This window comes from Streptomyces sp. NBC_01591 (assembly GCF_035918155.1).
Lineage (GTDB): Bacteria > Actinomycetota > Actinomycetes > Streptomycetales > Streptomycetaceae > Streptomyces.
The window spans coordinates 1,262,082-1,272,728 of sequence record NZ_CP109328.1 but is presented as its reverse complement, the minus strand read 5'-3'; the positions used below and the strand labels follow the sequence as shown (position 1 = coordinate 1,272,728).

Sequence of the window (10,647 nt, the reverse complement as noted above, 5' to 3'; positions counted from 1 at the left end):
TCCGCGAACACGACGCGCCGTCGCTACGCGACGGAAGACGACCACGCACTCCGTGTGGTCCGGGACTTCGTCCCGGGGATCCGGGCCACTCCGTGGCCCTTGAGTCCAACTCCGCTGGACTCTGGCCCTGTTCGCTCCGCGATCAGGGCGACGGGCCGTGCTCCGCACGGCCCTGGGCTGGCTGCATGTGCGGGCGTCAGGGCCTGGGTGTGCTCGGCTGCTTGATGGGGCATCTCTTTTCCGCTGACTCGTGGTCGGTTTCGGGAAGAGATCAGTCCGTCTTATGGAAGCAGAAAAACTATGGAATCTTCGAGATGTCTGCGGGCCCCTCTTCGGAGACGTCGCGGGCGGTTCCGGACCGGTCCTCTCGGAGGATCTCGTCCATCAACTTGCCTTGATCTTCGGGTAGTTGACCTGCTTTCTGTTTGGTGCGGGTCTTGCACAGCCACGGGCCGATCATGACGCTTTCGCCGTCGGCCTCGATCCATTCTCTGGCCCCTGGCGGGCGGCCGTGACGCTCTACGAAGGCGCGCAGCAGCAGCGCTGTCTGCTCGAAGGAACGGCGTTTCCTGGTACCGGATGTGACAGTTGTTCTCGGCGTTTTCTTCAGCGGGACTTGATCGGCGGTCAGGCCGAGGCTGGTGAGAAGGTCGCGCTGGCCGGAGTTGAGATCGTGCCAGGTGGTGAACTGACGGTGCAGCCAGCTGCCGGCCTTCACGCCGTCGATCACCGTGTCGCGGCGCAGCGTGGCCGGGTCGTGGCCGGCTTCGATATGGCGCTTGATCAGGTGGTATTTGCGGTGCCAGTCGGGGCCGTGCGGGAGCGTCCAGTGCGGGTCGAGGGCGGTGAGCTGGGCTTCGCGGCTGGGGGCGAGACGGCCTTTGCGGGCCAGGGACCGCTGATCGACGAGGAACTGACCGCCCGGTTCCTGGGAAGGGATGGCGAGGTGGCCGTGTTCGGTGTGGAAGGCCTCAACGGTGGCCATATGCCCCTGCCAGGCGGCTTCGCTGTCGTCCCAGACCATGCCCAGGTCTTCGAGCTCGGCAATCCAGTCCTCGGCGAGAGAACCCTGGTGATAGGCGGTGCGTTGCCCGGTGATGAACTGGCCGAGCCGGTAGCCGTAGGCATCCTCGTAGTCGGCCGGGACACGCAGGTGACCGTGCTCGGTGTGATAGCGGACGGCGGCCGCGAGTCCCGCGCGGCGGGGTGCGGACAGAACCGCACCAGCAGCGGGCCAGGCCAACAGGTCCATGGCCCGGGCGATATGCCCGGGGTCGAGCGTGAAGTCGAACCGGAACCGGCGTGTGATCAGGGTGTGGGTGTTGGCGTCCAGGCGGCGCTTGGCGTTCTTGCGCGGGGCCCGGGCGGCAATCGACTGGTCATGATGCCGGAGCGCAGCGGTGACCAGCCACAGTGCCTCGTAGGGGGTGGAGAGGAGGTCGGTGGGGTCGGCGTCGGGTGGGGTGTAGGCGGGGATGACCAGGCTCGCCGTCTTGCGCTCGATGGTCGGGGGCTTACGCAGAGCGCGGCCGAGGCCGCCTGGACGATGCGGCGCACGCTCGCCGTACGGTCCGCGAACACGACCGCGTCCACGGCCGGCAGGTCCACTCCCTCGCCCAGGACCTGGGCATTGGTCAGCACGCCGCGGTCGGCATCGGCGAAGCCGGTGAGGATGGCGTGGCGCTGGTCGGGGGTGTGGGTGCCGTTGATCGACTGCACGAGAAGGTCGTCGGCCCATACGGGGCGTTGATTCCCAGGGAGGGCACGCAGCGTATGGGGAAACTGGCGGGCGAAGTCGGCGGCGTCCGCGACCTGCTGGAAGTACACGATCACATGCTTGAGGTGGTGCTCCGTCATGGCCCTGAGGACGGCCAGGTGCAGCGCCGTCGTGCGACGGGCACTCGGCGCGAACCCGGTGTGGGCGTCGCCGGAGTTGGTGAGGACGGTGCGCAGGTCGGTGCTGGTGATCGTGGGCACGAGGAGCTGGTAGTCGGCCAGGACGCCGTCCTCGATCGCGTCCGCGTGGGAGTAGGTGTGCAGGCGCGGGCCGAAGACCTTCGGATCGTCCATCGACGCGATCAGAGAGGGAGCCTCCCAGGCCGGGACGGTGGCCGCGGTCCGCTTCGGCTGGGGCCGTGTATCGGGGGCCTCGGTCAGGCGCGGAGCCTCCCACTCGTACGGGGTTGCGGTCATGTAGAGGCGGCGGTCGGCCAGGACACGCTGGTGGTCGTGGATCATCGTCCACTGCTTGTCCCAGCTCCCCGCCGTGCGGTGCGCCTCGTCCACGACCAGGAGGTCGAAGACAGGGGCAGCGAAGACGCTGTGCTGGGACTCCTCGATCCTGGAGAGGGAATCGAACGTGACGAACACCGTCGCCCGCTCACGCCGTTTCCTGCACTGAGCAAGCCAGTACGCCAGGTACTCCCCCGAACCCGTACTCACCGCCCCCGCACCCGCCAGCACAGGATGCTTACGGGCATCGGAGGAAGAGACCGCCATCAACGGCTCACGGCGCCCCTCCGCGCGGGCCGCGGCCGCCCACTGACCAATCAAATCCAGGCCCGGCACCGCCACCAGGAGATACCAGACATCGAGAGCTTCCGCAGTGCGCAGCGCGGTCAGGGTCTTCCCCGTCCCACACGCCGAGACAATATGCCCACGCGAACCCGGGCGCTTCAGATGCCGGGCTGCGCTGTCCACCGCCTGCTGCTGATCTGGGCGCAGCACACGACGTTCGGGGCGAACCGAGATGGGCGGGCCGTCGTAGTTGGGGTCGGTGGTCATCAAGTGGTTCCTCAAGGACACGGGAGGAGACGTTGAGGCTGGAGCGGCGGTGGTCAGCAGTACGGCCAGTGGATTCCTTGTCCGCGGCCTCTGATCGCACGCCATTCAGGGACGGGGACCCGGCCGGCCGCGGCATAGATCCAGCCCTTTTGGTGGTAGACGCGGTTGAGGAGCGTGTCGAGGACGTGCCAGTCGGCGTGATGCCCGCAGGCACTGCACCGGTTGGGGTTGAAGCTGCGGCCCCGCTGCCAGGCGGGGCGGTCGTGCAGTTGCGCCGCGATGTCTGCCGTGTCGCCGTCCGGTGCCGCCAGGATGCGGCGTGCCATGGCGACGGCCTCGGGGAAGTCCGTGGTGGTGAACTCCTCGCCGCGCGGGCTGTATGACGGCAGCAGCCCGAACACCCACCACAGGGAGAAGGAGCACCGCTCGCACGGCGCCTCGTATGCCAGCACGTCTACCTGCAGCGAACTCACCAGGCCGCACCTCCTTACACGGTGATCCTGGCACATCGTTTCTTGGCGCTGGGCGCGGTCTGGCAGGGGGGCAGGTAACTGGTAGAGAGTCCGTCCGGTAGCGCTCAAGTCCGGCGACAAGGGCGACGGCGGTGTCCGCTGCCTCTCGGCGCTGCGCTGGTTCGCGGGCGGTGTACATGTGGCCGAGGGGCAGAAGAGGGTGTCAGCCGTCGCGTCTTCGTCCACGACAGGCGCCTCCGTCCCGTAAGGGAGGAGGCGCCTTCTCGGATCAGAGGGTGTCGTCCATGGACGCTTTCCCGGTGCTCCAGCAGGTCGGACCAGAGCCAGCCGCTGCCTGAGCCATCAGGCCTGCAGCTCGGCCTCTGGCCGGCCTGCTTCGGACGGTTGCCCTCGTCCCTGCCAGAGGAAAAGGGCACACCAGTCCTGATTTATCTAGTGGCCAGTCTGCCGCCAAGCATGACTAGCCAGTCTTCTTCACCAGTGAGCCGACAAAACTCATGCGGTGAAACGCAGGGTCCTGGTCCTGTAAGGATCCTGCGAACAACCCCGAGCATGAAGGTCTGGGTGACTCCTTGCACGCCTTGAACTGAGACGGGAGCTGACCCAACGTCGACTCGCCCCGGATTCCTGCTGGCCAGTGGCCGGACAGGAGTCAACTCGGGCTTGGATACGCGGTGGACCAATGTAGTTGGGGCCCGCGTGGGTGGCGTTGCGCCTGTCAGAGTAGGGCGTGGAATCGAGTCCTGCGCAGGCGGGAGCGCCAACTCCCGGTGGGGCTCGATCCGGCTGAGCCTGAAGTCCGCGTGGGGTGTCGCCAACGCCTTCGGACCGAAGGCCCAGTGAGCCGACATCAGCAAGTACGGCGGCGGTACGCCGCCGCCGTACGCGAGCTCATGAGGAGCCCACCCGGTGAAGCCCCCGCGTACCGACGAGGCGGCCATGTCGTCCGTCGTACTGTCCGGCCGGACGCAGTCCGCGCCCGCAGTGATCACGCCTTCCCGTTTCGGGATGGCCCAGGCGATCGTGCTGGTCGCCTTTGTGACCGCGGCAGTTGTCCTCTGCCTGGCCGCGCACATGCCCGTGAACACCGTCTACGACGTCCTTCTACTTCTCGGCGGTGCCGGTTCCATCGGTGTCGCTGTTCTCCTCGCCGCAGGTGTCAGTGACCGGCGGCGAAGCGGGAACTTCCTGCGCCGGATCGTCACCGCGGTCCTGAACAACGGGTCGGGGAGCTGAGGCGGCATGGCGCGACCTGAGAACCCGATCGACTACACGGTTCCGGAGGTGGGCATGCTGGCCAAGTACCTCCGGGACCTGCGCAGCCAGTCCGGGATGACCTTCCGTGACCTGGCCGGCATCACCCCCACCTCGTCGGAGTCGGCACTGAAGCGGGCCGTGAAGGGCGGCTCGCGTCCTCCCAAGCAGGTCGTGGTCATCGAGCTCGTCGAGGTCACTGACGGCGATCTCGGCCACGCCCTGAAGCTTCTCGCCGGGGCCGAGAAGGCCGCGGCCGAGGCGAGGCGCGAGGCGAGGCGCTCCACGGTTCTGCCGAAGCCTGGCCTCGCGTGCACCCGGGCCGAACTGGGGCAGGCGATGCGCGATGCGTACAACGCGGCGGCACGACCGACGCTGGACGAAATGGTGGACCGTGCGGGCCTGGCCCTTCCCCGCAGCACGGCCCACCTCATCGTCAAAGCCCGCAACGTGCCCCGGGATGTGCGCACGTACCTGGCGTTCCTGCACGGCATCGGTGTGCAGGAGGCCGAACTGCATCCCTGGATCAAGGCCTGGGTCAGGGTTGTGGGCTGGGGAGCCGGGGTGCTCGAGCAGAAGGTGCTCGGTAGGCCGCACACCCGCTTCGAGTCAGTCTTCGATCAGTGGGTCCGTGGCCTTCTGCGCAGCCCCAGCCTGATGGCACGCCTGCATCCTGGAGCGATCGCCGACAGACCCGACGTTCTGGTGGAGCTCGTCGGCCGCCGCTTCGTCAATGGATTCGAGGAACTGGACATCGCCGCCTGACCTCGATGAGGCTGGGGTGATCGAGGGATCGGTCACCCCAGCACGAGCGGCGGGCGAGGGACACCCGGGAAGATCGAGGCGCTGGTCAGCGGGCATGGTGAGCTAACCCGGACACCGTGGTTCCCCTCTCGTGCCAGTGAGCATCTGATGATCGCCTACGAGGAACCCGAGATCGATCCGCGGTGGACCGAGACGTTCGAGGTCGTCGAGGGCGCTGCACACGGGCGGGTGCTGCGACTGCTCGAACACACCGCGCCGGAAGAGAAGCTGGCCGGCTGGTCACTGCCGGCGATCCACAGGACCGGGCCGGGTGTATGGGATCAGTGTGCTCGTCCGGCGGCTCCGCCGTGGGTGCGTCGGTTCCGATGTTGCCCCGCCGACGGAATGCGGGGCCTGGGCAGGGCGGCTGGGGCATCGTCGCACCGGAGTCCAGGAAGCCATTCCATGCCGAGCGCCTCAACGGATTCGGTCTCTTCACGGCTGAGGCGGGCCGCGCCGGCCAAGTCGCGCAAGTCGGTGATCCACTGACCCAGCGGGAAGCAGGAACTGCCGTGGGTGTCGGTGTAGTCAACGGGGACGCGCAGATGCTGGTAGCGGCGGAAGAAGCGCCGGGCGGCGCGCAGTCCGTGGGCGTGCGTGGCGCTCTGGCTGCCGAGGGGACGGCACAGGGCAAGGGTGAGGGGGCCGCGCTGCAGCGGCAGAGCGGCCAGGAGTGTCTGCTGTGCTTTGGCGAGAGTAGGGAAGGCATCGATCTGCTCGTCTAGCCAGCGAGTGAGGTCGTCCGCGTCGGCGGGGAGCGGGCCCGGGTAGAGAGACAGGTCCGTGTCGGCCTCGCGGGCACGCGTGTACATGCGCTGCCACGCCGCGTGCCAGGCGGGGTTCCACCAGCGGTCGATGTCCTTCAGGGCGCGGGCGTAGGGGGCGGGCAGGGTGCTGTCGGCGGCCAGGCGGCGCTGCTCGGCAAGCCAGGCGCCCAGTGGTCGACCCTGATAGGTCTCATCCGGTTCCGGGAGCAGATGGCCGTGGGCACGGGCGTAGTCCTGGGCAACGGGGAGGAGGTTTTCGGTGCTGTCTTCGGTGTGGGCCCAGGGCATGGTGCAGGTGACCAGGGCGGCGACTCGGGCTGCGGAGAGGTGTCCGGCGGCCTTGAGAGCGCGCTGGTACCCCAGCCAGCAGCCGAGGTGGAACCCGTCATCGGTGATGTGGTTGCTGGGCACGTTCAGATGGCCGTGGGTGTCGAAGAATGCCTGCGCGCAGGCCATCCCGTTCTCCCAGACATCGGGTTCGGGCTCCATGATCCGCAGCATCAGGTGCGGGGCGATCTCCGTTGCGCGTGCCGGGTGAATGGCGAGGGCCGGTGCGGGCGGTAGCAGCCGGGCGCCGTTGATCGGCAGGCGGTGGAAGTAGTGCTCGTCGTACGCCTTGAGCGCGATCATGACCTGGTGCAGGAGGTGGTACGGGGTCCCGAACGTTGCTGCCTCGGGGCGCTGCCCGGGGCCGAAGAGCACCGGGATGACCAGTGTGGAGATCTTGTTCATACCAGGGCCGATGCGCAGAGCGCGGCCGATCGCCTGGACGATGTCGATGGTGGACTGTTTGGGGTCGGCGAAGAGCACGGAGTCGGCCAGCGGGAAGTCGACACCTTCGACACATAGGCGGACGTTGCACAGCACGCTCAGCTCCGCGAGAGTGCTGGCGTGCTGGTCTTGCGGAGGCTGGGCAAACCGGGTCAGGTGCTCTCGCCGCTCTGAACGGCTGTTACGGGAATGGATGCTGGCGACCCATAGGCCGTGGGCGTGGCCGCCGGGGATGGCTGCGGCGGTCTCGGGCAGGGTTTCGGCGAAGGCATCGCTTTGCGCGATGCTGCGGCTGAAGACGACCGTGCGGCGGATGCTGTGTTCCTCGCGCGCTCTGAGCAGGGCCAGCTGGGCCGCCGCTACCCGCATGGCATCGGTCTGGGGCGTGCGGCTGGCCCCCTTGCCGGCGGTCAAGAGGGTGCGCAGGTGCGGGTCGTGGATCTCGGGGGCGGCGATGCGGTAGTCGGCCAGGCGTCCCTCATGGATGGCCTCGGCCAGCGAGTAGCGGTAGGCGACAGGTCCGTAGAGGGAGACGTCGTCCATGGAGGCGATCGGTTCGGTGACGATGTCTCGGTTGACGTCCCAGATGCGGGGCGTGGCGGTGAGGTAGAGGCGGTGGCGGGCGGGGATGGCGTCGTTGTCGTGGATGACGGCCCACGGTTTGCCGCGGGCGCCGGCGGTACGGTGGGCTTCGTCCACGACCGCGATGTCCCAGCGCGGCAGCAGATGGCGCTGGTGAGCTTCGACGAGCTTGGGCAGCGAGGCGTAGGTGGCGAAGGCACTGACGGGACCGTCTGCACCGCGTACGACGGCAGCCAGCCGGGCGGGGTCGCTGGTCATGGTGAGCACGCCGCTCAGGATGGGCTCACTGGTCTGTGTGTCGGAGCACAGGCCCAGGAAGTGGCCCGGCCGGCCGGAGGTGTGCCAGACGCGGGCGGTCTGGTTGAGCAGTTCCAGGGTCGGCATCACGGTCAGGCTGCGGCTGTCGGAGGTGAGCTCGTGGGCGATGTGGACGGCGAGGTGGGTCTTTCCGGTGCCGCACGGCATGATCACCTGCTGGCGTTCGTATCCCATAGCGAAGGCGTTGAGGACGCAGTCGGCCGCGGCGCGCTGGCGTGTCCACAGTTCGCTGGGCAGGCGTTTGGCGGGCTGGTCGTGCAGCACAAGACGGCTCCGGCGCAAGGGCAGGTGACGGGTTTCTAAGGGGCAGGATGCGGACGAGCCCGCGGCGCAGGGCACTCACCCCGGCCTGTCTCACCCGTTGGGGTGAACGCCCCGGGCCCTCTGGGTCCTCACCGTGGTAGGGAGCGGAGTGCGGTGGAGATCCGGTTCATTGCGGGCGTGGCGTCCTGGGCAGGACAGCCGGTGCGGGAGGCGCGATGTACGGCGGGCGGCAAGCATCGTGATTGGACGGTTGCCGGGCCGCCTGGGCAAAGGGGTTGGGGAATACGGTGTGGAGCAGAAGTCTGCCGCGGCGGCCGGTCCGCTTCGTGGCCAACGAGTCGAACTGTTCGTTCTTGTGGCGGGTGGCCGGGGCACAGGGGGTGGAGGTCGGCTTCCTGCTCGCCGAACTCGGCGACGGGCCGCCGGGCCAGGAGGCCCTTCAGCCATATCTGGCCGAGGTGTTCCTCAGCGGTGCGGCGGCAGACCGGCTCGCGGAGATGCTCGGGGTGCCGTCCGCGCGGCTTCGGTGGGCCCTGCCGCATCTGCGCGAGGCACATCTTCTGCCGGGTGGGCAGGCGCGGTGGGAGTGGCCGTGGCAGCCGCTGGCGCACTATCTCGTGCCGGCTTGCGGACTGTGTACGGCGGCACGGGGCGCCGGCCTTGGTGGGGTGTGGCTCGTCTGGCCGGAGCGGTGGCGGATCTGCGAGCGGCACGGCCGGTTCACGCACGTGCGTCAGAGGAATGGGGCGGGAGTGGATCTGGCGCCGCTGCCGGAGTCGGTCGACGCCCACCGTCGGCGGGGCCGGCTTGAGCGGCGGTTCGGGCCGGCCGGAGGGTTCCTGGTCTCGGACGCCTTCGCCCTTACTGGGTGGTGGTGGCGCCGCGCCCCTCTCACCCGGCGGTGGACCGGGCGGGCCGGGCGGGCGGGACTGCAGCCCGAAGTCGTCGAGACGGCATGGCTGTTGGTGTATCCGGAGGTGCTGCAGGTAGCCCGGGCGCTGCTGCGCTACGAGCAGCAACGCGCCGCTCTGCCCGGCGGGCCCTGGGCTGCGGCCGAGTCCCGTCTGGTGGCCGAGCTGTCCCAGCTGGCGGATGCGCTCGAACTGCCGCCGGGCAGGTGGCAGGTCCCGGTGGCGGAGTGGCTCGCCCGGCATCAGCGGTGCGCGCCGGCCACCAGGGATGACGAGTGCGGCGGGCGCCGCCGTGGCCGGAGGCCGGTCACAGCGCTGATCCACCGCGACGACGAGCACCGGGCGCCGCTGGAGAACCTCTGCTGCCTGCCCTGGGACTGGAGTGACTCGTTCACCGTCGTATGAGCTCCCGCCCACAGCGGCACGCCCCGTCTGGTTTCGCACACGTATCTGCCCTGTTCCCTCGATCGTGGGGTGGAGCCGGGTGCGGCTGCGCATGCCCCATCCGTACGTGGATGCTGGAGCAGGGGCACGCACGGTGCGGCCCACGACAACAGCCAAGGGGGCGGCGGACATGCCAGGGGCCCCGGTCAGCGCATGCGACATCACCGTCTGCTACCTCGACCGGTTCGGACGACAGCGCGAGTGCCCGGTGTCAGAGGCCGGCGAGGTGCCGTTCGAGGAACTGGCACCGCTGGAGCGGCCCGTGCCCTACCCGGGACGGCAGTCGTTCGTCACCAACGCGTGGGCCTCGGCCACCGACCAGTTGCTGGCCTGCGGCTCGCTGCGGCAGCAGCGCTGCGGCATGGTCCTGGACCGCGACTTGGCGGTCGGGCTGCGCAGCGCGGGGCCGATGGAGCTGCGCTGGAGCCAGCAGGGGCGCCGCCACCGCCTGCGGCCAGCGTTCGTCGCCTTACGGGCGGGCTGGCGCGAGGTGATCTGCGTGCAGCCGGAGCAGTTCACCGACCGGTGGCAATCCGAGCAGGCGGTGCTGGCGGTGGCTGCGGCAGCAGCAGGCTGGCAGATCCGGGTGATGGAACCTCCCACCGGGGTGGAACTGGACAACCTCCAGCTTCTCTACGCCGCCCGCAGCCCACGATGGCTCACGGCAGGGCAGGACCAGTTGCTGGCACAGCAGTTCACCTCGCCTCGAACCATCCGCTCTGGGCTACGAGCCGCCGCCCTGCCCCCGTACGCGGGGGTGGACCTTGCCTATCACCTGATCTGGGCGCAGCGGCTGCATACCGACATGGGTGTCCCGCTCACCCCGTCGTCGACGGCATGGGCCCGCTCAGGGGAGGCCGTGTGACCTCGGCTTCGCGGCACACCGCAGGTGCGGGGGCGCTCGCCGCTGCTGACACCCTGGCTGTGGGGGACACTATCCGCTTCCGCGGCGTGGCCTGGGTCGTGACCGCCTTCCACGGACCGCGTCTCTTCCTCGACGCCGCAGAGTCGGCAGAGCCTGTGGAGCCGCTGATCATCCTGCAGACGGCCGTGACCTCGGCCTCCGACTTCGCCGTGCTGAACCGGGCGGCGCCGCGCAGTTCGCTGCCCGGCCGCCTCGGCGAGTTCCGTGCGCTGCCGAAGGATGTACGCAAGGCCGCCCTCGCGTGGGAGCGGCATGTCAAGGAAGTACTGCACCAGCAGGCCCCGAACGTTCCCGCCACCACCGAGCCCCGACCGGCCTTCGACCCGCAGCGGCGCACCCTGCGTTAGCGC

Annotated in this window: 9 protein-coding genes; 5 read left to right on the top strand and 4 right to left on the bottom strand. The window is 69.0% G+C overall.

Features of this window, described 5'->3' with window-relative positions; genetic code table 11:
• Window positions 1-298: 298 nt before the first annotated feature.
• The 3 genes from OG978_RS47375 to OG978_RS47365 are packed head-to-tail and all read right to left on the bottom strand — an operon-like array spanning window position 299 to window position 3,257.
• On the bottom strand, window positions 299-1,252 hold the full coding sequence (locus tag OG978_RS47375) for a helicase associated domain-containing protein (protein ID WP_326769877.1): 954 nt from the start codon (window positions 1,250-1,252) through the stop codon (window positions 299-301).
• Window positions 1,253-1,308: 56 nt separating this feature from the next.
• Window positions 1,309-2,784 (bottom strand): DEAD/DEAH box helicase family protein, encoded by a 1,476-nt coding sequence (locus tag OG978_RS47370; RefSeq protein WP_326763231.1) that lies wholly within the window; start codon window positions 2,782-2,784, stop codon window positions 1,309-1,311.
• 53 nt (window positions 2,785-2,837) lie between these two features.
• On the bottom strand, window positions 2,838-3,257 hold the full coding sequence (locus OG978_RS47365) for a hypothetical protein (RefSeq protein WP_326763232.1): 420 nt from the start codon (window positions 3,255-3,257) through the stop codon (window positions 2,838-2,840).
• Window positions 3,258-4,166: 909 nt separating this feature from the next.
• Between OG978_RS47365 and OG978_RS47360 the strand changes: the two genes are divergently transcribed.
• Entirely contained in the window at window positions 4,167-4,493 is a 327-nt protein-coding gene (locus OG978_RS47360) for a hypothetical protein (protein WP_326763233.1), read from the top strand.
• A 6-nt stretch (window positions 4,494-4,499) separates the two neighbouring features.
• Window positions 4,500-5,276: a hypothetical protein gene (locus OG978_RS47355; protein WP_326763234.1), complete on the top strand. Its 777-nt coding sequence runs from the start codon at window positions 4,500-4,502 to the stop codon at window positions 5,274-5,276.
• A 320-nt stretch (window positions 5,277-5,596) separates the two neighbouring features.
• On the opposite strand, the gene OG978_RS47350 is transcribed toward OG978_RS47355, so the two are convergent.
• Window positions 5,597-8,017 carry a DEAD/DEAH box helicase gene (locus OG978_RS47350; protein ID WP_326763235.1) on the bottom strand — a complete coding sequence of 807 codons (2,421 nt, stop codon included), beginning with the start codon at window positions 8,015-8,017 and terminating at the stop codon, window positions 5,597-5,599.
• Between the two features lie 326 nt (window positions 8,018-8,343).
• Here OG978_RS47350 and OG978_RS47345 point away from each other — a divergent pair, with 326 nt between their 5' ends.
• From OG978_RS47345 to OG978_RS47335, 3 genes are all read left to right on the top strand, one after another.
• A complete protein-coding gene (locus tag OG978_RS47345) occupies window positions 8,344-9,333 on the top strand; it encodes a hypothetical protein (RefSeq protein WP_326763236.1) in 990 nt (329 codons plus the stop codon).
• A 169-nt stretch (window positions 9,334-9,502) separates the two neighbouring features.
• A complete protein-coding gene (locus tag OG978_RS47340) occupies window positions 9,503-10,237 on the top strand; it encodes a hypothetical protein (protein ID WP_326763237.1) in 735 nt (244 codons plus the stop codon).
• Window positions 10,234-10,644: a hypothetical protein gene (locus tag OG978_RS47335; protein ID WP_326763238.1), complete on the top strand. Its 411-nt coding sequence runs from the start codon at window positions 10,234-10,236 to the stop codon at window positions 10,642-10,644. The genes OG978_RS47340 and OG978_RS47335 overlap by 4 nt, the downstream gene beginning before the upstream one ends.
• The last annotated feature ends 3 nt before the right edge of the window (window positions 10,645-10,647 follow it).

What these genes read in the sequence shown, in the direction of transcription:
- OG978_RS47370 (WP_326763231.1), bottom strand. Translation starts at nt 2,784, where the DNA reads ATGACCACCGACCCCAACTACGACGGCCCGCCCATCTCGGTTCGCCCC.
- OG978_RS47375 (WP_326769877.1), bottom strand. Translation starts at nt 1,252, where the DNA reads ATGGACCTGTTGGCCTGGCCCGCTGCTGGTGCGGTTCTGTCCGCACCC.
- OG978_RS47340 (WP_326763237.1), top strand. Translation starts at nt 9,503, where the DNA reads ATGCCAGGGGCCCCGGTCAGCGCATGCGACATCACCGTCTGCTACCTC.
- OG978_RS47355 (WP_326763234.1), top strand. Translation starts at nt 4,500, where the DNA reads ATGGCGCGACCTGAGAACCCGATCGACTACACGGTTCCGGAGGTGGGC.